General features: G+C 49.2%; 19 protein-coding genes, 1 tRNA gene and 1 pseudogene. 3 read left to right on the forward strand and 18 right to left on the reverse strand.

The genetic code is table 11. The features are described from left to right. Nucleotides 1–3 precede the first annotated feature (3 nt). The 3 genes from HMPREF2804_RS07455 to HMPREF2804_RS07465 all read right to left on the reverse strand — a co-directional run bounded on the left by HMPREF2804_RS07455 (nt 4) and on the right by HMPREF2804_RS07465 (nt 4,214). Nucleotides 4–1,281, reverse strand: coding sequence for a restriction endonuclease subunit S (locus tag HMPREF2804_RS07455; protein WP_070627843.1), 1,278 nt, complete (start codon nt 1,279–1,281; stop codon nt 4–6). Next, on the reverse strand, nt 1,282–2,955 hold the full coding sequence (locus tag HMPREF2804_RS07460) for a type I restriction-modification system subunit M (protein WP_246824208.1): 1,674 nt from the start codon (nt 2,953–2,955) through the stop codon (nt 1,282–1,284). Between the two features lie 212 nt (nt 2,956–3,167). Further along, nucleotides 3,168–4,214: a zinc-dependent alcohol dehydrogenase family protein gene (locus tag HMPREF2804_RS07465; protein ID WP_048755300.1), complete on the reverse strand. Its 1,047-nt coding sequence runs from the start codon at nt 4,212–4,214 to the stop codon at nt 3,168–3,170. 180 nt (nt 4,215–4,394) lie between these two features. On the opposite strand from HMPREF2804_RS07465, the gene HMPREF2804_RS07470 reads away from it, so the two are divergent. Further along, nucleotides 4,395–4,775, forward strand: a complete 381-nt coding sequence (locus HMPREF2804_RS07470; RefSeq protein WP_048752873.1) for a MerR family transcriptional regulator — start codon at nt 4,395–4,397, stop codon at nt 4,773–4,775. 182 nt (nt 4,776–4,957) lie between these two features. On the opposite strand, the gene HMPREF2804_RS07475 is transcribed toward HMPREF2804_RS07470, so the two are convergent. From HMPREF2804_RS07475 to HMPREF2804_RS07505, 7 genes are all read right to left on the reverse strand, one after another. Continuing rightward, entirely contained in the window at nt 4,958–5,446 is a 489-nt protein-coding gene (locus tag HMPREF2804_RS07475) for a CTP synthase (RefSeq protein WP_238382356.1), read from the reverse strand. A gap of 230 nt (nt 5,447–5,676) precedes the next feature. After that, the gene (gene nrdF / locus HMPREF2804_RS07480; protein ID WP_004004796.1) at nt 5,677–6,654 is read right to left on the reverse strand and encodes a class 1b ribonucleoside-diphosphate reductase subunit beta; all 978 of its coding nucleotides are present in this window, start codon (nt 6,652–6,654) and stop codon (nt 5,677–5,679) included. Between the two features lie 126 nt (nt 6,655–6,780). After that, nucleotides 6,781–8,961 (reverse strand): class 1b ribonucleoside-diphosphate reductase subunit alpha, encoded by a 2,181-nt coding sequence (gene nrdE, locus HMPREF2804_RS07485; protein WP_037230970.1) that lies wholly within the window; start codon nt 8,959–8,961, stop codon nt 6,781–6,783. Continuing rightward, nucleotides 8,934–9,464, reverse strand: coding sequence for a class Ib ribonucleoside-diphosphate reductase assembly flavoprotein NrdI (nrdI, locus tag HMPREF2804_RS07490; RefSeq protein WP_004004798.1), 531 nt, complete (start codon nt 9,462–9,464; stop codon nt 8,934–8,936). The genes nrdE and nrdI overlap by 28 nt, the downstream gene beginning before the upstream one ends. 69 nt (nt 9,465–9,533) lie before the next feature. Continuing rightward, the gene (nrdH, locus tag HMPREF2804_RS07495; RefSeq protein WP_004004799.1) at nt 9,534–9,761 is read right to left on the reverse strand and encodes a glutaredoxin-like protein NrdH; all 228 of its coding nucleotides are present in this window, start codon (nt 9,759–9,761) and stop codon (nt 9,534–9,536) included. A 789-nt stretch (nt 9,762–10,550) separates the two neighbouring features. Further along, the gene (locus tag HMPREF2804_RS07500) at nt 10,551–11,654 is read right to left on the reverse strand and encodes an App1 family protein (RefSeq protein WP_048779250.1); all 1,104 of its coding nucleotides are present in this window, start codon (nt 11,652–11,654) and stop codon (nt 10,551–10,553) included. Between the two features lie 270 nt (nt 11,655–11,924). Further along, entirely contained in the window at nt 11,925–12,416 is a 492-nt protein-coding gene (locus HMPREF2804_RS07505; protein WP_048752876.1) for a hypothetical protein, read from the reverse strand. A gap of 144 nt (nt 12,417–12,560) precedes the next feature. Here HMPREF2804_RS07505 and HMPREF2804_RS07510 point away from each other — a divergent pair, with 144 nt between their 5' ends. Then, nucleotides 12,561–13,517 (forward strand): polysaccharide deacetylase family protein, encoded by a 957-nt coding sequence (locus HMPREF2804_RS07510; RefSeq protein ID WP_070627846.1) that lies wholly within the window; start codon nt 12,561–12,563, stop codon nt 13,515–13,517. Between the two features lie 193 nt (nt 13,518–13,710). On the opposite strand, the gene HMPREF2804_RS07515 is transcribed toward HMPREF2804_RS07510, so the two are convergent. The 5 genes from HMPREF2804_RS07515 to HMPREF2804_RS07535 form a co-directional block, all read right to left on the reverse strand. Then, nucleotides 13,711–14,358, reverse strand: coding sequence for a DsbA family oxidoreductase (locus tag HMPREF2804_RS07515; protein ID WP_070741777.1), 648 nt, complete (start codon nt 14,356–14,358; stop codon nt 13,711–13,713). A gap of 69 nt (nt 14,359–14,427) precedes the next feature. Continuing rightward, nucleotides 14,428–15,333: a polysaccharide deacetylase family protein gene (locus tag HMPREF2804_RS07520; RefSeq protein ID WP_070627850.1), complete on the reverse strand. Its 906-nt coding sequence runs from the start codon at nt 15,331–15,333 to the stop codon at nt 14,428–14,430. Nucleotides 15,334–15,442: 109 nt separating this feature from the next. Beyond that, a complete protein-coding gene (locus tag HMPREF2804_RS07525; protein WP_070627852.1) occupies nt 15,443–16,021 on the reverse strand; it encodes an excalibur calcium-binding domain-containing protein in 579 nt (192 codons plus the stop codon). A gap of 268 nt (nt 16,022–16,289) precedes the next feature. Further along, on the reverse strand, nt 16,290–16,757 hold the full coding sequence (locus HMPREF2804_RS07530) for a P-loop NTPase family protein (protein ID WP_048752882.1): 468 nt from the start codon (nt 16,755–16,757) through the stop codon (nt 16,290–16,292). Nucleotides 16,758–16,780: 23 nt separating this feature from the next. Further along, nucleotides 16,781–18,058, reverse strand: a complete 1,278-nt coding sequence (locus tag HMPREF2804_RS07535) for a glutaminase (protein WP_070627854.1) — start codon at nt 18,056–18,058, stop codon at nt 16,781–16,783. Between the two features lie 305 nt (nt 18,059–18,363). Here HMPREF2804_RS07535 and HMPREF2804_RS07540 point away from each other — a divergent pair, with 305 nt between their 5' ends. Beyond that, nucleotides 18,364–19,137 carry an SDR family NAD(P)-dependent oxidoreductase gene (locus HMPREF2804_RS07540; protein WP_070627856.1) on the forward strand — a complete coding sequence of 258 codons (774 nt, stop codon included), beginning with the start codon at nt 18,364–18,366 and terminating at the stop codon, nt 19,135–19,137. A 244-nt stretch (nt 19,138–19,381) separates the two neighbouring features. On the opposite strand, the gene HMPREF2804_RS07545 is transcribed toward HMPREF2804_RS07540, so the two are convergent. The 3 genes and pseudogenes from HMPREF2804_RS07545 to HMPREF2804_RS11325 all read right to left on the reverse strand — a co-directional run. Next, a tRNA-Ala gene (locus tag HMPREF2804_RS07545) sits at nt 19,382–19,454 on the reverse strand. Nucleotides 19,455–19,615: 161 nt separating this feature from the next. Next, nucleotides 19,616–20,047, reverse strand: a complete 432-nt coding sequence (gene rsfS, locus HMPREF2804_RS07550; protein WP_004004813.1) for a ribosome silencing factor — start codon at nt 20,045–20,047, stop codon at nt 19,616–19,618. Between the two features lie 70 nt (nt 20,048–20,117). Then, a pseudogene (locus HMPREF2804_RS11325) lies at nt 20,118–20,620 on the reverse strand (hypothetical protein); the annotation flags it as partial.

Consider the following 20,620-nt stretch of genomic DNA (forward strand, 5'->3'; position numbering starts at 1 on the left):
CAGCTAGTGCTTGTGTTCGGTGGAGTCGGATGCGTGTGGAAATGTAAGCAGACGGTCACGATAGTATTCATACTGCTTACGACGAGCTTCAATTTCAGCAGGTAAACCTGAGTTAATATCGTTCACGAGGGCATCAAATTTATCGAGAATCTTTACGATGCGCTCCTGCTCAGCGAGAGGCGGGAGAGGAATTTTAATTTTGGCTAAATTCTTTGGTAAAACATCAATCACTTTTGTCCCGAAGGCATATTTCTTTTTATCGGAATTAAATTTATCGGTACTGAAATAGTATGATAAATATTTAGGATTCTGAAAATGCTGAGTAACAACAGTAGAATGACCGCCTGTAACCACATCTTCATCACCAATCCATGCCACAGCTTTACATACATCATTGATATTCTCACTAGTGTTAGTAACTACAAGATCACCTGGATTAACTTTAGTCAACTTGCGAGCAAATTCTTCAGAAACATACGCTAAAGTTGAATTAGCCGAGAAACCATATTTTGTATAGATCTGCCCATAATGTATTGCCCCTACGCCAGTTTCAACAAAATCAGATTTAGGCATACCGTGACCCCGATTTAGCGTAGCAAATTTACCAAGTTCCACTTTAGGAACCTGATCAATTAAGTTTTCATAGAGTAAATTACGGTAATACTCATACTGGGCACGACGAGCCGCGAGCTCCGCTTCTAGCTCCGCTTCTAGTTTCGTGAATTTGTCAAGAATTTCAACAATCGCATTCTGCACTTCAAGAGGTGGGATTGGAACCAGGAGATTATCCGTATCACGGACTGCAAGTTGTGGTAGCTTTACAGATTTTGAACGAGCAAGTTTCTGAAGGTACTGCGAACAAGTTAATAAGAAGTAATATACATATTTCTGATTTACTTCACCATTATTTAATGTATAAGACCATAATTCACTTTTATGCGTAAATTTTCCTTCATAATATTCAAATCCTATATGCCCACGAGATTTCACTATTATACTTGGGCCCAATAAAATATCCTTCTCAGGAACATCATTAGATTTAGCAGTAATATTATTATTTCCAGCTGCAAAAATACGTATTTCACCACCAGGATTTTTGATCTGCTTCATTTTTGCTGCAGTAATAGAGGTCCCAGAATTCCGTTTCCCAAGCCTGCCAAGCTCAACATACTCCACTCCCTCTGGACAGAGCTCAGCTACCAGTTTCTCAATGTAGTTAAGAGCTTTAGGAACACCAGCATCCACTGAGGCATCTTGAAGGTTCTGTGTATTTTCGCTCATTTATGCTTCCGTCCCTTCCAGCTCAGCCACGATCGCATCAATCTGGGTGCGCAGCTCAGTCTGGCGCGCCACGATCTGTTCAATCTGTGCGTTTAACTCGCCAATATTGATCTGCTCGCGTGTATCTTCTGCTTCTACCCAGCTCGAAACAGACAAGTTTGCGTCCTGCTCCAGCAGAGTCTCGCTCTTCACCAGCTGCGCAAAATACTGCACGTTCTCGCGTGCCCTCACGGCTTGATAAATCTTCTCGCGGTGCGATTCAAGAAGCCTATTCTTATTGCCTACACGTTCAAATTCCGCTGAAGCATCCACAAAAAGCACGCTCGTATCGCGCCGTGTACCCTTTTTGAGAACAATAATGCAGGTGCCAATCGTGGTACCAAAGAAAAGGTCAGGTGGTAGCTGAATTACCGCGTCAACATAGTTATTGCGCAGTAAGTATTCCCGGATTTTACGCTCAGCACCGCCTCGGTACAATACACCAGGGAACTCGACAATAGCGGCTGTACCATCTTCAGCAAGAGATGACAGCATGTGCATGGTGAACGCCAAATCGGCCTTCGACTTAGGCGCTAGCACGCCAGCAGGTGCGTACCTATCATCATTAATCAATAAGGGGTTCGAGTCCCCTTCCCATTTCGTCGAATACGGCGGGTTAGAAACAATTGCTTCGAAAGGCTCTAAGTGTCGGTGCTGTGGAGCTATCAGTGTATCGCCATGCGCAATATCGAACTTATCAAAAGGTATGTTGTGCAATAGCATGTTGATACGACACAAGTTATAGGTGGTAGGGTTACTTTCCTGCCCCAAGAATTCCTTCACATTCTCTGTACCTAGCAGCTTGGCGAACTTGAGCAGAAGTGAGCCGGAACCACATGCTGGATCATAAACGCGCCCCACCTGGGTTTTACCATCGGTTGCAATACGCGCTAGCAGCTCGGAGACTTCCTGTGGGGTATAGTATTCCCCGCCGCTTTTGCCGGCATTTGCGGCATACATGCCCATCAGGTACTCATAAGCGTCACCGAAAGTATCGTTGGCGCTTTGCCGATAGCTTGTTTCCAAGTTCATCTCAGCAACAGCGCCCATAAGTTTATACAGGGTCTTATTACGATCTTGAACACTCGACCCCAATTTCTTGCTATTCACATCGAAGTCGTCAAAAAGACCCGAAAAGTTTCTTTCACTTTGCGTATTCTTTGTAGATTTCTCAACTTCCTGAAAAACTTTCTCCAGAGTCTCATTCAAGTTCTCATCGGTGCGAGCCTGCGCATACACATTCTCAAAAAGTTGACTCGGATAAAGGAAGAAACCACGCTCTTTCACAATCTCCTGAACTACATCAAGGTCAATCTCCGAGTCACTCATCTGCGCATAGTCGAAACCTTCGGCCCCTGCTTCTTGCTCCTCGTATGTGATGTATTCCGTAAGGTTTTCAGAAATAAACCGGTAGAACATCATGCCCAGCACATACTGTTTAAAGTCCCAACCGTCTACCGCCCCACGAAGATCATTAGCAATACGCCAAATAGTACGGTGCAGCTCTGCACGTTCATTCGCCGATATTGATGCGGCACTGTGCTGGGCTACCTTGACGGTAGAACTAGTTTTTGCAGCTCCTCCCCCAGACAATTTTTCTGCGTCTGAGGGAGCGTCCTTCACCTGCTCAGTCATAGCGGAAGGGTCCTTTTTCTATTGTTTGTGAGAAATTCTACGTGTGGTTAAGGATCTATATAATCTTTCCTATACCAACCCTTCAAGTATACGGGCGTCTTCTACGCAAATCATCCATGAACGTCATTAAAGATCCTAGGGAGTGTCGCCGACGCTTTATCACGCCGATGACACTCCCTAGGTTGTCACAGGACTACCGTCCACATCTGTTATTACATCGTCAGCAGCACCTTGGTCGCGGTACGCTGATCCATTGCCTCATAGCCCTTGGGAGCTTCGTCGATGGGCAATACTAGATCGAAGACCTTACCGGGTTCAATCTCACCCTTGTAAATCAGGTCAATCAGGGTCGGCAGGTATTTACGAACCGGCGCGGGGCCTCCTTCAAGATGAACCTGCTTGAAGAAGAGATTATCGGTGCCGATGGCGCTGTCGTGCGGCACACCCACGAAGCCGATGTAGCCGCCGTGGCGCACGCAACCGAGTGCCTGGTCGAAGGACTGCTGGTTACCAACAGCCTCCGCGACGCCGTGTGCGCCCACACCGTCGGTGAGCTCCAGAACCTTGGCGATGCCCTCTTCGCCGCGCTCTTCCACGATGTGGGTTGCGCCGAATGCCTTAGCGAGCGCCTGACGTTCAGGGTTGCGGGACATGATGATGATCTTCTCCGCGCCGAGCTGCTTAGCGCCGATGACTGCGCTCAGGCCGACTGCACCGTCACCAACAACCACGATGGTCTTGCCGGGGCCTGCCTTCGCTGCATCTGCTGCGTACCAGCCAGTGCCGAGCACGTCGGACGCCGCCATCAGGTGCGGGATCTGCTCTTCGGTGGGGGTTGCGGGGGTCTTGACGAGGGTGCCGTCTGCGAAGGGTATGCGGGCGTATTCTGCCTGGGTGCCGTTGGAGCGCATACCGATGAAGGCGTCGCCTGCTGCGCTTGCCTTGAGGCAGCGGGAGGGGTAGCCTGCGGTGCAGATTTCGCACTCGCCGCAGGAGATGCAGAAGGAGCCTACGACGAAGTCGCCGGGGGCTACGGTGGTGACCTCGGAGCCGATTTCTACGACCTCGCCGATGTATTCGTGGCCCATTGATCTGTGGTCGACGGGCTCTGCGTCTGCGCCGCGGTAGGGCCACAGGTCGGAGCCGCAGATGCAGGATGCTGCGAGCTTGATGATGGCGTCGGTGGGTTCGAGCAAGGTCGGCTTCTCAACTTCGTTGACGACGACCTTACCGGGGGCTTCCATGATTACTGAACGCATTAGCTGTACTCACTTTCATGTAAATTCTTTAGGTTTTAACCAGTCGTTGTATTAGAGTACGCCCTTCGAGTTACTCGAAAGCAAGCACCATGGAAGATAAAAGCTATGTTATTCCACATCTATTTTTGAGAATAAAACTTAGTATCTTATACCTTTGGGGTGCCGTGAGATACTGGAATTATGAGTTACAGCGTCAAAGAAATCTCAGAAAAGCTTGACATAAGCCCGCATACGGTACGGTATTACAGCGACAAAGGCCTTATTCCCACTGTGCAACGAGATGAACATGGACGGCGTGTTTTCACCGAAGAATGCGTGGGGTGGTTTGAAACGATTCACTGCTTACGTGCATGCGGTATGAGCATTAACGATGTCAAAGCCTATGTAGACCTCAGCCGTCGTGGCGTGTCTACAGCATCGGAGCGTTTACACATTATCGAATATTACGCACACGTTGCCCGTCAGCAGCTACTTGATGCTCAGCGAAGGATTGATTTTGTGGACCGAAAAATTGCGTACTACCAAGATTTAATGGCACAAGAGAATAAGAAGCATGCATAACCTAGCGCTCAATTTATTAGTGAATATCGAATATAAATCGGGGTACCTCACACCATTTTAGGTGAGGTACCCCGATCATTATTCCTCTCAGAGAGTATGTGTGAAAGACCCGTCTACCCAAGCTATCTTTTGATACTCTCTAGCATTGGATCTCGCCACCTTACACAGGCTGGATCTTCTTCTTATTCATGAAGGGTTACCTGCGATGCAGGAAGCTGCTGCACCTTCAAGGACGATGCAGGAGCATTGGTGTAAACCCTTACCTTAACGGTGCGCCCTTCCATGGTGCACTTATCGGGCGCTCCAAGCACGGAGCCCTCAACAGTGGCCACGTGGAGAGTACCGTTACTTTCAGCAGCTTCGGCACGTACATCAAAACAAGTTGCGGTACCGGTCGGTACGCTAAAGGTAATCTCATGATCACCCGTCACCTCATAATCCGACCAGTTAACAACATGTTCATGTTCCAAGGGGACGGAGTTCGAATCATGTACTGCCGGAGCTGAGATACCTGCATCCGAGCTAGTTGCCGGAGGAATGACCGGAACGAACGCCTGCACATAGGCAGAAGCTGCGGGGGCGGACAGCATCGAAGCGCCCAACGCGAGAGAGACGGCACCGACCCCGACCAGGGTGGCACGCCGAACGGCTGACAGCGTAGTCTTAAACATGAGCATCGCTCCTTTGCTCGACAATTGCTTGCACCTCCACCCTATAAGTTTTTAAATCTCAAGTGAAGAGTTACATAAAGATGACACACCCAAGATTTAAAAAAATTTTTACGAGTCTCCTAGACTCCCCTGAATTTGACGCACAAAACCCGTATATTCCCTATGTTTTCAAGGAAATATACGGGTTTCTTAAAGTTATATCTTCCTGATCTCAGGATCAGTTTTTGAGACTAAAAATCCCAGTCCTCATCCTCAGTGTTCACGGCTTTACCGATCACATAAGATGAGCCAGATCCCGAGAAGAAGTCGTGGTTCTCGTCGGCGTTGGGCGAAAGAGCCGATAAAATAGCAGGCGAAACATTGGTCACGCTCGCGGGGAACATCGCTTCATACCCCAGGTTCATGAGAGCCTTATTCGCGTTGTAGTGCAGGAACTTCTTGACGTCTTCGCTCCAGCCCACACCGTCATAGAGTGAATGCGTGTAGGCTACCTCATTCTCATACAATTCGTACAGCAGGTTGAAGGTGTACTCCTTAAGTTCTGCCTGCCGTTCCGGGCTCTCTTTTGCTAAACCACGTTGGAATTTATAGCCAATGTAGTAGCCGTGAACAGCCTCGTCACGAATAATCAGACGAATCAGATCGGCGGTATTCGTCAGTTTAGCGTGTGCCGACCAGTACATGGGCAAGTAGAACCCTGAGTAGAACAGGAAGGACTCCAGCAGCGTAGAGGCAACCTTCTTCTTAAGCGGATCATCCCCCGTGTAGTATGCGAGAATAATCTTCGCTTTCTTCTGCAGGTGCTCATTTTCGGAAGCCCAACGGAAGGCATCGTCAATCTCTTTAGTCGAACTCAGAGTCGAGAAAATCGAAGAATACGACTTAGCGTGCACCGACTCCATGAAGGCAATATTGGTGTATACGGCCTCTTCGTGCGCAGTGACTGCATCAGGCAAAAGAGACACAGCACCAACGGTGCCCTGAATAGTATCCAGCAGAGTCAGCCCCGTAAAAACACGCATGGTCAACTCTTTTTCTTCTGCCGTCAAGGTCTTCCATGAGGGAACATCATTGCTCAGCGGAACCTTTTCAGGCAACCAAAAGTTACCGGTCAAACGGTCCCATACCTCAAGATCCTTATCATCTTCAAGACGGTTCCAGTTAATAGCCTCAATCGGGTGGTCGACGAGGTGCACTTTTTCACTCATGTGTATCTCCCAGATTGGATGTCACGCCCACACAGGCATGTAATATTTTCTAAGTTACCAAGCGAGTCTGTTTCGGGGTACAAGAAGAACCTCTTGCACCCCGAAACCCGTAAGATGCTGACTCATTTACAGCATGCAGGATACGCAGCCCTCAACTTCGGTGCCTTCAAGAGCCATCTGACGCAGGCGAATGTAGTAAATAGTCTTGATACCCTTACGCCATGCGTAAATCTGGGCACGGTTAATATCGCGAGTGGTCGCAGTATCTCGGAAGAAGAGAGTCAAAGACAGACCTTGATCCACATGCTGCGTTGCCACGGCATAGGTATCAATGATCTTCTCGTACCCAATTTCATAGGAATCTTGGAAGTATTCCAGGTTATCGTTCGTCATGAACGGTGCCGGGTAGTAGACACGCCCCAGCTTACCTTCCTTACGAATCTCAATCTTAGAAGCAATCGGGTGGATCGAAGAAGTCGAACCGTTGATGTACGAGATAGACCCGGTGGGCGGAACGGCCTGCAAGTTCTGGTTGTACATGCCGTATTGGGCTACATCGGCGGCAAGCTGAATCCAGTCTTCGCGGGTCGGAATATGATGCTTAGCAAACAGCTCACGCACCCGTTCGGTCTGCGGTTCCCATTCCTTCTCAATGTACTTGGCGAAGAACTCACCGTTAGCGTACTTTGAACTCTCAAACCCTTCAAAGGTCACGCCGCGCTCCTTGGCGATCTCCATGGAAGCGCGAATAGCATGGTACGTCACCGTGTAGAAGTAAATATTGGTGAAGTCCAGACCTTCTTCGGAACCGTAGTAAACGTGCTCACGCGCCAGGTACCCGTGCAGGTTCATCTGCCCCAGACCGACCGCGTGGCTCATATCGTTACCGCGTTCGATAGACGGCACGGAACGAATATCGGATTGGTCGGAAACTGCGGTAAGCGAACGAATAGCGGTTTCGACGGTTTTTCCTAGGTCATCACCGTCCATGGTCATTGCGATGTTGAGAGACCCAAGGTTGCACGAAATATCTTTCCCAATTTCGGCGTAGCTCAAATCGTCATGGTAAATCGACGGCTTTGAAACCTGCAGAATCTCCGAACAAAGGTTAGACATGATGATCTTGCCTTCAATCGGGTTAGACCGGTTAACCGTATCCTCAAACATCACGTAGGGATACCCGGACTCGAACTGCACCTCAGCAATAGTCTGGAAGAACTCGCGCGCGTTGATCTTGGTCTTGCGAATCCGCGAGTCATCCACCATTTCGTAGTACTTCTCAGAAACGTTGATATCTGAGAAAGCTACTCCGTAGATACGTTCTACATCGTAGGGCGAGAACAGATACATATCTTCGTTACGCTTTGCCAGCTCGAAGGTAATATCAGGAATCACAACGCCCAAAGACAGGGTCTTAATGCGCACCTTCTCGTCCGCGTTTTCACGCTTAGTATCTAAGAAAGCATAAATATCGGGGTGATGCGCGTGCAGGTAAACCGCGCCTGCACCCTGACGAGCACCCAACTGATTTGCATATGAGAACGCATCCTCAAGGAGCTTCATCACAGGTATAACACCGGATGATTGGTTCTCTATCTTCTTGATGGGAGCCCCAGACTCACGTAGGTTCGTGAGGGCGAACGCGACACCGCCTCCACGTTTTGAAAGCTGCAGGGCAGAGTTGATGGAACGGCCAATCGACTCCATATTGTCCTCAATACGCAGCAGGAAGCAGGAAACGAGCTCACCACGCTGCTTCTTACCAGCGTTCAGGAAGGTCGGGGTTGCGGGCTGAAAACGACCGGAAATGATCTCATCTACGATCTCTTCTGCAAGTTTTCCATTGCCTTCAGCAAGAAGCAGAGCCACCATGCATACACGATCCTCGAAACGCTCCAGGTAACGCTGACCGTCGAAGGTCTTGAGCGCGTAGGAAGTGTAGAACTTGAAGGCGCCTAGGAAGGTGGGAAAACGGAACTTGGCAGCATAGGCACGTTTGAAAAGAGACTTCACAAAGTCAAAACTGTACCGGTCGAAGAGTTCCGGCTCGTAGTACTGATTCTCAATCAGGTACTCGATTTTTTCTTCGAGATCGTGGAAGAAAACCGTGTTGTTATTAACATGCTGAAGAAAATACTGACGTGCGGCTTGACGGTCGGCGTCAAATTGGATCATGCCGTTTTCATCATAGAGATTCAGCAAAGCGTTCAGCTCGTGGTAACTCATACCTTTGAACTTGTCAGGTACCGCTTTGGAGCTGTGTCCGGCACCGAGAGTCTCTAGCGCTGAAGGCAGTTTTGCGTCCAAAATTCTTCCAATCCTTTGTTTACTTTTTCGACATCTGAGGAGGTTCCCATAAGCTCGAACTTGAAGAGCAAGGGAACATCGCATTTCTTCGCCACAATATCTGCTGCGATTCCGAAGAGAGATCCGAAGTTTGTATTTCCCGATCCGATAACACCGCGAAGCTGGCGACGGTTCTCTTCGTTGTTCAGGAATTTGACTACCTGCGGGGGAACATTGCCTGCACCTTCAGGCTTCCCGTATGTGGGTACGCACAGCACATAGGGTTCGTGCATAACGGGAGTCTCATCCTTAGTTCGCAGAGGAAGGCGCACGTTTCGTGCCTGTAGTTTCTCAACGAACTTATGAGTGTTGCCTGAAATTGAGGAGAAGTAGACAACGAGCGGCGAATCCTTACCCAACGAGCTTTGAGTCGCTCGGCCCTCAGCGGCATCACGTGTCTGAAGAATAATCTTCTGAATCTCAGCGTTCTCATGCGTAGGATTTTGTGCGAGGGGGGTGCTCATATTTCTCCTTACTCCACGATCGAATACCCACGGAAATTCTGTGGGTTGAGTCGTGCTTGACGCTGCCGCCTATGCTAATGCAAGCGCGTTAATCTTGTCAGGCTGGAATCCTGACCAATGCTCTTCACCGGCGATGACGACCGGTGCCTGCATGTATCCGAGGGACTTAACCATCTCTAGCGCCCGGGAATCTTCCGTAATGTCTACTTTGTCGTAGTTGATGCCCTTGGCATCTAGCGCCCGGTAAGTCATGTTGCACTGAACGCACTGCGGTTTGGTGTACACGGTCACTACCATCGGTTTTCTCCTTGTCAGCCCCAAGGCGGAGCGTAATTGCGTGAATACTTTGTGTGCAAGGCAGAGGATTCTTGTGCTTGATGAGACTTCCTTTAGCTCTAGAAGACTGGAAGCATTTCGTCATCGGCCGCGCAAAGAATCGAGCCGGGTATTAATACTACATGTTGTGTCTGAAAATTTCTCTGGCACAAGATGCTGTGGTGAAGTGTGGATGTTTTGTTCGAGAAACCCACACGCGAGCACAAGGACATTCAGTTTATCCACACCTCAGGAGAGTGTAATTCCGCTAATTATTGCGGACAATACAGAGTTATCCACATATCGGCTCTGTGAGCGGAACGCGCATCGCTCTTTTAAACTGAAAATCTGTTCTGTTTTTTCAGGGCGAACAGGCCTTTGTGTGAGATTTCTGGCATTGTTTCCCTCTTGATTTTTAAGCTTTTATACCCATTCCTTGATTCTCTGCGGAACGAGGCTGAAAAACTCGACTGGAATCCACCTACATGCGTCGTGTTGGAAGTTTTTTATGGCTTTTGAGAGTATGGCAAAGATGTGATTAAGAAATTTTTGAAACATTCAGATGATCGGCGTGTTGTTGGGTTTTTGTGAAAGAAATCGTCAAACCCAGTAAAACCCACATCTCGTATGAGGTCAGTACAGTTCGCCTGTGGATAAGCGTAATGATCTACTGTCTCAATAGTTGATCTTCCCCTGCCAGCCCTCAAGATGAGGTCAGCTCTTCCCCACGCTACAGAGAACAGCCATACAGATGTATAACCTAATACGTGTTTAGAGAAGTCCTCGGTCACGAAGCAGTCGGCTCAATGTATGCCCGTCATTCGCCTCCATCCACAATGGAGAATTTGTCATTTTTTGCGCTCTCTGATCGCTCCAGACCCGCCCAGAGGCGAGAACGCTCTCCCCCACCGTGAGGTTACGAATCATAATAGCGGCGACGTTCTGCGGGTAGCGCACCGCAAATCCGTTGTATATATCCGGGTCACGCTGTCCGTCGTCGCCGATAAGAATCCACTGCATCTGGGGAAATTCTTGGGCAAGTCGTTTTAGAGAGTTCACTTTGTGTTGGGACCCCGACCTAAACCAGCGGTCAGGAGTTGGCCCCCAGTCTGTTAATAGGAAGGTTCCACGCGGGTAGCCATTGCGGGTCAGAAAGCGACGCAGTGTCGGTGTGATATTCCAAGCGCCAGTGGAAAGATACATAAAAGGTGCCTGAGGATGTGCTCGATGAATGCGGTCCATGAGCACCGCCATGCCCGGGGTCGGAATGCGCGCGTGCTCATCCAGTACAAAAGAGTTCCACGCAGCGACAAGAGGACGCGGCAACATAGTCACCATAACGGTATCATCGACGTCTACGATAACCCCGATTTTCTGGGATTCCGGAACGATATAAACGTTAGTTTCAACGGCGCGGGAACCCGGTATATACATGATGACCTTATGCATTCCGGCCGGTAAGTCTAGGTCAAGGCGCACATCCAGCACTCCACCACGGTCGGTTTGTACCTCAAACGTATGCCCCGCAATAAGAATAGTCACATACACATCCGACATGGCAACGGTGGTAAAAGCCCGCCACCCGCGCGTCGGGTTATCGGTATCTTCGGTGCCTTCCACCACATGCAGGAGTTTTTCAAAAGCAGCCGTCTTATAGAGGGCACGCCCAAGAATACGCACCCACCCGGATTCAGTATCTGTGGCTACCCGTCCATATCCTTCAGAAGGCACCACAATAGGCTCACGCCCGTGAGCCACAGCTCGCTGTTCACGCCAACGATGCACGGCATCGCCCATACGATACCCTAGGTTAACGGCTTCACCTGCAACTTCGGTGACCACGCTGCGCAATTCTTGTGAGCCTAGATTCTCCATGCTTTCTAGTTTTCCATATCTTGCAATAAAACACCCTATTTTCAAGTTCGACTTCTAAAGCGTCCTCATCAATTAGTTTCATAGCCGCTCAACCTTTTTCTCAGGGGGGTATTCAGACGGGTTAAAGAGAAAAGGATCTCGGTTCCCCTCTACTGTGGAAACCGAGTCCTTCTCTTTCGTCGTTAGGGCTGCTACGGATTTAGTGTGTGCGATAGATCAGATACTCTCAGCCGATGAAGGAACAAGTATCAGTTCAGTGCTCACCACTTTCTAGTGATGCTCAGACTGCCCGGATTCTTCAGTATGCAGCTGGAATGGGCCTGAGCTGAGTTTTACCTGGCAGTACGCCGCGCCTTTACCTTCTGCTTGTTCTACGTGGTGCACAGGCTCTTCTTCGCCGGTAACTTTGATACCGCATTTCACTACGTCATTAGGGTTATCCGCATAAACAGCCACCTGAATAACCTTGCCAGCCAACTCATGGTTATCAGCCGAAGTCAGCCGATAGTAGTTAGTTTTCGCTTCTAGACTCTGCTCGGCCGAATTGATTTCTTGACCGTCTTGAAAGATCCGAAGCTTTCCAGTTTGAGCCTTGTAACCATTATGGTCACTGCCGTTTAGGACCTCGGCAGAGACGGTAATATCGCCGCGATTTCCATAGTCTGGAGCGGAATTCAGAGACAAACCGGGCACAACTTCTGCGGAGCACCCGGTGAGTAATGCAACCGAAGCGGCCGCAACGAGAGTAATTTTCTTGACCATATGTCCATGGTAACAGTAGGCTACAGGCGAAAACGCTAGATGATGCAAGGTTTCAGCATTGTATTCGTACTAGTCAAAATCTGACACTTTCGCAAAAGCGTCGATTGTCATCTCTTGAGCTAACCGCACGTTATCCTTAAGAGTATGTCGCACTCTCCTTCACGCCGTCTGCTTCTCGCTGGTTCTCTCGGTGCATTAGCACCGATTATTTTTGCCTCCACGCCCAAGACTATTAATGCGACTACTAGCGATTTTTCCTCTACCGCTCATGAAACACAGGATAATGTTCCTGAGTCGCTCACGTTCTCTCCCGCAGCGCCGCCAAAGCCGAATGAAGGTTTCAACGTAGCAACTATTGCGAAACAGCCGTGGTCTGCCCCTATGACCCGCCTGCCGGGTGAAGGACGTTATATAGCGTGGACCGTTGACGATGGAGTCAGCCCAGAAACAATTCGAGCCTACGCAGAATTTGCTGCGCGTACCGGTGTGCGCCTAACCTTCTTTGTCAATATGACCTATGTGGGGTTCACTCAAAATGTTGATGTGCTTAAGCCGCTAGTGCAAACCGGACAGCTTCAAATTGCAAACCACACCTTTAGTCACCCCGATTTAAAAACTCTCAAAGATGATCAGATTAAGCACGAACTAGAGAAGAACGAAGCTGAGATTCAAAGAGTTTTTGGGGTCTCGGCAAAGCCCTATTTTCGTCCGCCCTACGGCAGCTATGATGCGCGAGTGCTCAAAGTAGCCGCTAGCGTAGGATACACGCGCCCGGTGCTGTGGGAAGGAACTCTCGGAGATGAGGCCAAAACCTCAGCGCGTGTTATCTATATGCGATCGCTCAAATACGTTCTGCCGCAACGAATCCTGTTAGGGCATCTGAATTTCACGACCATTATTCCGCTTCTTGATCGTCTTGCTGGGCTAGTCGCCGAGCGTAAGCTCATCACGGTCACACTCAACGACTATTTTGATGGGCTAACCGAGGAAGAACGTAAGGCCTCCGAACCAAAACCCGAAGATAAGAAGGACGAAAAGAAAGAAGAACCAGCTTCCCCAGCTCCGGCCGCGGGATCTGGTCTTGGCACCACCGGAAATTAGAAACATACAGGATTTTAAGAAATATGTGCATCTTTGACCGTAGGTACAGCAAACAGTTAGAGAGGCACATGTTTTGATCTAGCATCATTTGCTTTGGTTGCCATAGGAACAGCCATGCTCACCGAATCCGCAGGTTGCCCCCCCCCTGGAGGCATCAGAGCTTTGAGTCGTGTGGTCGTACGGGGCTCATAATTTAGGGCTTGTGAGTTTCAGCCCAAACCCGGTTGAGTCCTTCCAAAATTGCTGCAGGTGGTTGAGCCCCGTTAATAACCCACTGCGCCTCGATCAAAAAGAAGGGAACACTCGTAATACCCAATTCCTGTGCAAAACGTTCGTCAGCGCGCACATCCTCAGCATAGTGGTCGCCAGCGAGTATTTCATCAACTTGACGTGAATCGAGACCGATTTCAGCGGCGATCTTCCGAATGGACTCGTGTTTTTCAATGGAACGTCCCTGCGTAAAATATGCTTTTTTGAAAGCCTCTTGAGCTTCTGCGGCTTTTCCCTGTGCAGTTGCGTGATGAATAATACGGTGAGCATCAAAACTATTGCCGTACTTTGCGTTGCGCCAGTTAAAGTCCAAGCCTACTTCTTGGGCGCGCTCTGCTATTCCTTCTTGGGTAGCGATAGATTCCTCTAGGTTGAGAGAATATTTCGCGGCAATACGTTCAGCAAGCGGCAAAGCATTATCTTCCCGGGCATTTTGGTCGAGCTCAAAGCTATGCCAACGAACCTCTACCTCATCACGGTGCTCAAATTGGGCGAGAGCTATTTCAAAATTCCTCTTACCTAAATAGCAGAAAGGACAAACAATATCTGACCAAATATCTACACGCATCATGCACCTTTCAAGAGACTAACAATTACGCCGGTAAAACTCGCACAGCACTAATTTATCCCAGCGTACGTTCTACCCGTAATAGTCACGCAAGGTTACGGGGGTAAGATTCCGTTCGTCCAAAAGCATTTTGATCTTACCGAGCACTTCAATAACTCCGGGGTAGTTCAAATGACCAATGAGAATAGTCTGCGAGTTCGCATATTTTTCGGAATATGCGTATATTTCTTCGGCAGGTATGGGTGAAGAATCAGCTAAAGACCCGTACCAGAGAACCGCCCTGTCGAATCCTGCACCTGCCGCAGCCTCAAGCACACGAGAATCATAGTATCCATATGGTGGGCGGTAATATGGTTTAGAAGACACGCCGAAAAGCCGCTGTATCTCTTCGTCATTTTTCGTCAATTCTTCGGCAATTCCTGCATCATCTAGCGTAGTCAACGCCGCATGCGACCACGTATGATTGCCGATTTGAATCTGCCCTGATTCTACCAACGGTTTAAGAACGTCTAGGTTCGGTTCAAAAGCGTTATATGACCCGTTGATAAAGAAGGTAAGCCGGGTTCCCGTTCGGGCGGCAAAATCTGCATAGGCGCGCACAACATCAGGGCTTTTCCCGTCATCAACGGTCCAAGCAATATAGTTCCCTGCACCTTCCAAAGCGGTTTGCGGTTCATCCCACGGGTGCGCCACCTCTATGGGGTTTATCGACTCCGGCAAAGCCGCTTTCTGCTGGTCATCCTCTTCTGAGGAATCTAACGCTGGTGCCGAAGATGCAGAGGACGAATCTACCCATGATGCTGATTCTTCAATACCCGCGACCTTTTCATCTCGTGTTACGGCATAAGGCACGCCTGCGCCCAAAAGCGGGGTGAGCATACCTAAAACGGCCGCTCGGCGTGGTATACGGGTGAAACGATCCGCCGAATTACGATGTGGAGTTTCTTTGCTTGGACTCTGGTGTTTATATGGGTACATATACTTCTACCCTATCGTGCTCTCGTGCAGAGACATAGTGCTTTTACATAACTTATAAAGTTGGGCGGGAGCGTTCCCACCCAACTTTTTATAACGTAGTTATTAGGGTTTATTTCTTTTTAGGTTCGCAGGCGATACCATCACCATCTGAATCAAGATGAGTTCCATACCCCGGCTGTCCGCGGTATAAAGGCGCAGCCCCTGCCGCCCGTACAGCAGCACAATTTTTGTAATAGACACCACCACCGTTATTTACAGGCGCAGGCTGTTCTGGAACCGGGGCAATATGCCGTTGCTGCGCCGAAGTCTGCGCAGGCACTGGAGCAACAGGTTGCTGCTGCACGGGATCCTGTTGCTGTTGAACCGGAGAAGGTTGTTGAGCTGCCTCGGGCTGAGGGGTAGAAGTAGAGGCGTCATCAAGAGGTACCTCGACAACATCCTCATGCTGTTCAGCGTCAGCAGTGGCAGCTGGTTCTGGCGTTACTTCAGAAATAGTGGGAGATGTAGTTGGAGTAGGGGTTAGTGACGGAGTTATGGAAACCGTAGGGCTTGCAAAAGTGCTCGTAGAGACCGTCGCAGAGACTGATGGGGATGAAGAAGGGGTTTGTTCTTTGCGGGCATTATTGCCGGAGCATCCGGTAAACAACACGGCACCAATAAGCGCCACCGCGACAATGTGGTTTCTCATATACAATTATTCCTCATGAATGAGTGGTGAATAAATCCTCATGGAGAGCTACCGTAGCTCTCTGTACTAGTTTAGCCTAAACTTATGGTCTCTAATACTCCGTGTTTTTATATTTGAGAAATTCCCAATGGAGTCGTATCTTGACATATGTTTCTTAGAACAGGTTCATCATTATGAAGTTTTTATCTCTGAGTTATAACGAATGTCTTCTTCAGAAGATCTTCGGTTTTTCCCTAGAAGCCTCACAAAATTCAGCATAATATTCTTGCTATCGAAGGTTTTCGAGAAAATTATCGAGCTCGGCAGGAGCACAGAACCGGTATATATGGGCTTGTACTTCTGGATGCGCGCATGCCGCCATAATACGCGGCAAGCTGTCGCGCCTATAGCGCAGAATCCATTTCCAAAATTCTAGGTTCTCCGGGGAGCGCCGTAACGCACGCATACCGCATACGAGAGCGCTAAAGTCTAAGAGAATAACCGTGTCTGCCGCCTTGAGCCGTTCTAGTAGTTTGGTATCATACACGCCTAAATCACCGTCTATAATCCATTCAGGCTCAGAGATGATCTGCTGATGAATAACATTCCACTGATCTACTGGAGTAGGCGTAAGGTCTTCATCCCAGAAATACTGGTCTAGCTCGAAAACAGGTAGTTTATAGCGGGTAGCAAGATAGGAAGCCAGGGTACTTTTACCGGCACCACCGCGGCCTAAAATAGCAATACGTTTCATCATGACACCTTATAAATCCTCAAGAGCTAATAGTGTTCGAGTTCGTCAATGCTGCCCAATACGGCAACATCCATAGCTTTCAAGGCCTCAAGATTTGTAATAGTGTCATCTTGATCAATCAGATATACAGTGTATCCCTCGTGTCTCATTCTTCTCATAATTTCTAGAAGCATATGCTGGGCTACCTCATCCACAGAATAAACTCGGCTAATATCGAGTGCTATTCGTGTTCCCGTGTAGTGTGTATCAACAATTTCACGGATAACTCGCTCTGCACCGGCAAATCTAATTCTGCCCTGCAGTTGAATTACCTGGGTTATTTTCTCACCGGAGCCTATTCGGTAGTTAGCTCGTATTGCGGACCGAGCAACAGTGGGTATGTTCATAACGTGCATGCCCATATCTGAGGAAAACCGTTCGAAGAGAGATACACCGCGCACGCTGTTGCCGTGTACATCTAGGCGTGGTGAAAATGTTGCTAGTCCCAGCTGGCCCGGTACGGCGCCAATAATTCCCCCGCCTACCCCACTTTTAGCAGGAATTCCGACCTGCGTTGCCCAGTCCCCTGCCGCGTTGTACATTCCGCAGGTGAACATAACACTCAATACCTGGCGCACCACTGTCTTAGGGACTACCTGTTCCCCGGTAACGGGTTGAATTCCGTAGTTTGCCAGAGTTGCCGCCATCATCGCCAAATCCTGCACGGTTACCAGCAAAGAGCATTGACGGGTGTAGCCTTCGACTACGCCGGTGGGGTTCTCCGTGAGAATATCGTGACTGCGAAGCATATGAGCGATCGCTAGATTACGATGCGCGTGCTCGATTTCAGATGAGTACACCGCTTCATCAACGTCAAGGGAACGGCCAGCGAAGGCAGAGAGCCCAGAAATCACACGTTCCATACGCTCTGCCGGATTCATTGTTTCTGTACCGACTAAAGAATGCGTGGTAATTGCGCCGGCGTTAATCATGGGGTTTAGCGGACGACCAGAGCTATCTTCAAGGGAGATCTCGTTGAAGGGCTCCCCGGACGGTTCAACTCCCACTTTGTCTAAGACTCTCTCAAACCCGCGATCAGCAAGGGCTAAAGCATACACGAAAGGCTTTGAGATGGATTGAATGGTAAATAGCGAATCAGTATCGCCGGAAGCATAGAGTTCTCCATCGACCATAGCTATAGAGGCGCCAAGACGTTCAGGATCAACCTCGGCAAGTTCAGGAATATAATTCGCAAGTACACCCGTTCTATCGGCCGCAACGCTTTGGAGGACTTCGTCAAGGTAGCTCGGTATAGGTGAATGCATGATTCCCTCCTGACGGATGATATTTTCCTAGTACACGGCGTAAGGTTCTTGAGCGTAGAAACTTCATGCATCTTCGCGGTGGCAAGATTCCGCCCATTCCCTAGCTTCTTGAAGTTTAGCTTTTACGTCTTAAATACTCCAAATATGGCTTAACTATTCCATCTGTTCATAGGTGTATTCCCCTTTCCTCTTCTCAAGGGCTAGGGCAAATTCTGCTTTCAGGTAGTTTTTCGTGTCCTGCAGGTCTTTAGCACGACCGTATATTGTAGCTTTGACATTGATACGAAAATTACGAAAGGAGAATCATGTCCACATTGATTACTGGTGCTTCCTCGGGCATTGGAGAAGAATTTGCACGTCGCTACGCTGCCCAAAAGCAAGGTCTCGTACTCGTCGCGCGCAGCCAGGATAAGCTCAATAAGCTCGCCGAAGAGTTCACGTCTCAGCATGGTATTCGAGTTACCGTCTTTGCTCTCGACCTATCCGAACCCGATGCGGCTGAGCGGCTCTGGGAAGAAACGAACCGTGCCGGGTTAGAGATTGATGTGCTTGTCAATAATGCAGGGTTTGGAACCTCCGGTGACGTCGCTGATGAGAGCCCTGAGCGTCTGGAACAAGAAGTACGCCTTAACTGCCTCACATTAACAGGTCTGACGGCTCGGTATCTGCCCGCCATGCGTGAACGCAAAAACGGAACCATCATCAACATTGCTTCGACTGCTGCCTTTCAGCCGCTGCCCCATATGGCGGTGTACGGCGCAACCAAAGCATTCGTGCTTTCCTTTACTGAAGCGCTCTGGTCCGAAACCCGAAAAGACGGCATCCGCGTACTTGCGGTCTGTCCCGGCCCCACCGATACCTCATTCTTTGAAATCGCCGGTGAATCTGCAGCAGTCGGAAAAATGCGCTCTGTCCATCAGCTGCTAGACAACACGTTGCGTACTCTAAAAACCACGAAACCCAGTTTTGTGGATGGAGTGGGGAACGCCATTGTGGCGCGATTTGTAACCCGCGTGGTGCCTAAGCGCTTCGTCATGACAATAGTCGATCGTGCGCTCCAACATAGGAGCTCTCAATAGGATGCACACCCCTCTCTTCCCTGGATGAAGGAGCATATTCTTTAAACTCTTTTTAGAATCTTAGCTAGGTTTTTAAATGTATTGTTCGGGGTAATCGCCATACCCCTCTTATCTCTTCGCACTATTATTTCGTGTAAGGGACAAATACTATTACGCGCCAAAGGTACATTCATGTGAAAGCACCATGTACTGTTAGAAAAATAATAAAATACCGCCCAGTCCTTTCGGACCAGACGGTCAATAGTGGAGATAAGGGGACTCGAACCCCTGACCCCCTGCATGCCATGCAGGTGCGCTACCAGCTGCGCCATATCCCCTCATATAGTTTTGCGTTGCCTTAGCAACAGAAAACATAATACACATCTTTCTGCCAGGCATGCAAGTTCTCGCACTGGTACAGACATAAAATACGGGGCACCGCCGAAGATACCAAATTCTGGTATGCCTCAGCGGTGCCCCACATGATGCAACAAAATTGTTACTCGTCAGCAGGAACGACCCGAGATGCTTCCTCTTCGCTTTCGCCTTCTAGATCAAACGGAACTTCATGGGTAACACCTAGTTCAATACGCGGAGCCTGCGCCCACAAACGATCCAGAGCATAGAACTCGCGATCTTCTTCATGCTGAACATGCACTACGATATCCCCAAAATCTAGGAGAATCCAACGACCAGATGCACGTCCTTCTCGGCGTACAGGCTTCAAATCAACCTGTTCTCGAAGCGCATCCTCAATTTCATCAGCAACCGCATTGACGAGGCGCTCATTATGTGCCGAAACTACCAAGAAACCGTCAATCAGCCCCATAGCGTCAGAAGCATCGACCGCAAAAAGCTGGGTTCCTTGTTTTTCTTCCGCCGCTCGGGCGGCAATGCGCAGAGCCTCACAAGAGGACTGTGCAGCAGTCATTTTTTCCTTTCTTGCCGTCAGATTTCTCTGACGGACAGGCGCCAAAGCAAGCAAATGCTTATGCCAATCGTTACCTTTGATTGGAAATAAACATGTACACACCCAGAATAGCTAGGACAATGCACCCGATAATTACGATCCAGGACAGCAGGGACAAGGACTTGTTTTCGCTTGTCTCAATGGATTCGTACTTTGACACTGTTTCATCCGTATTCGTTGCAGGAACCTGTTTCATACTTGCAGTATTTCCAAGCCTACGAGGAGACTTAGCAGCGTTAACCTTCGCAATCGAGGAGGTCATCGCCTTTTCTGTACGTGCAGACACACGCTGTGCGAGTTCAGTTGCTTGGTCTGACGTCAGGTTCTTGCCATCGTTTAGAGCTTTATCAAAGCCTGGCTTATTCTTCGAAGGTGCAACAGGCTTTGCATCCTTATTCTGAGGCGATGGCTTAACAGCAGAAGTAGAACCCGTTGCCGGAGATTTAGGGGGTGTAGAATCAGACTTCTTCACCTGCGAGAGCGAACCAGTACGCGCATTTACCTTCGGGGTGGCGCCGGTACGCTCGGAAACCT

This window comes from Rothia sp. HMSC065G12, from assembly GCF_001811455.1.
GTDB lineage: Bacteria > Actinomycetota > Actinomycetes > Actinomycetales > Micrococcaceae > Rothia > Rothia dentocariosa.

Bases quoted from the DNA above. Each gene is read 5' to 3' on its own strand.
- HMPREF2804_RS07455 (WP_070627843.1), bottom strand. From the start codon at position 1,281: ATGAGCGAAAATACACAGAACCTTCAAGATGCCTCAGTGGATGCTGGT.
- HMPREF2804_RS07535 (WP_070627854.1), bottom strand. From the start codon at position 18,058: ATGCATTCACCTATACCGAGCTACCTTGACGAAGTCCTCCAAAGCGTT.
- HMPREF2804_RS07515 (WP_070741777.1), bottom strand. From the start codon at position 14,358: ATGATGCGTGTAGATATTTGGTCAGATATTGTTTGTCCTTTCTGCTAT.
- nrdH (WP_004004799.1), bottom strand. From the start codon at position 9,761: ATGGTAGTGACCGTGTACACCAAACCGCAGTGCGTTCAGTGCAACATG.
- HMPREF2804_RS07505 (WP_048752876.1), bottom strand. From the start codon at position 12,416: ATGGTCAAGAAAATTACTCTCGTTGCGGCCGCTTCGGTTGCATTACTC.
- HMPREF2804_RS07470 (WP_048752873.1), top strand. From the start codon at position 4,395: ATGAGTTACAGCGTCAAAGAAATCTCAGAAAAGCTTGACATAAGCCCG.
- rsfS (WP_004004813.1), bottom strand. From the start codon at position 20,047: ATGACTGCTGCACAGTCCTCTTGTGAGGCTCTGCGCATTGCCGCCCGA.
- HMPREF2804_RS07520 (WP_070627850.1), bottom strand. From the start codon at position 15,333: ATGTACCCATATAAACACCAGAGTCCAAGCAAAGAAACTCCACATCGT.
- HMPREF2804_RS07525 (WP_070627852.1), bottom strand. From the start codon at position 16,021: ATGAGAAACCACATTGTCGCGGTGGCGCTTATTGGTGCCGTGTTGTTT.
- HMPREF2804_RS07465 (WP_048755300.1), bottom strand. From the start codon at position 4,214: ATGCGTTCAGTAATCATGGAAGCCCCCGGTAAGGTCGTCGTCAACGAA.
- HMPREF2804_RS07500 (WP_048779250.1), bottom strand. From the start codon at position 11,654: ATGGAGAATCTAGGCTCACAAGAATTGCGCAGCGTGGTCACCGAAGTT.
- nrdI (WP_004004798.1), bottom strand. From the start codon at position 9,464: ATGAGCACCCCCCTCGCACAAAATCCTACGCATGAGAACGCTGAGATT.
- HMPREF2804_RS07510 (WP_070627846.1), top strand. From the start codon at position 12,561: ATGTCGCACTCTCCTTCACGCCGTCTGCTTCTCGCTGGTTCTCTCGGT.
- HMPREF2804_RS07460 (WP_246824208.1), bottom strand. From the start codon at position 2,955: ATGACTGAGCAGGTGAAGGACGCTCCCTCAGACGCAGAAAAATTGTCT.
- HMPREF2804_RS07540 (WP_070627856.1), top strand. From the start codon at position 18,364: ATGTCCACATTGATTACTGGTGCTTCCTCGGGCATTGGAGAAGAATTT.
- HMPREF2804_RS07530 (WP_048752882.1), bottom strand. From the start codon at position 16,757: ATGATGAAACGTATTGCTATTTTAGGCCGCGGTGGTGCCGGTAAAAGT.
- HMPREF2804_RS07475 (WP_238382356.1), bottom strand. From the start codon at position 5,446: ATGTTTAAGACTACGCTGTCAGCCGTTCGGCGTGCCACCCTGGTCGGG.
- nrdF (WP_004004796.1), bottom strand. From the start codon at position 6,654: ATGAGTGAAAAAGTGCACCTCGTCGACCACCCGATTGAGGCTATTAAC.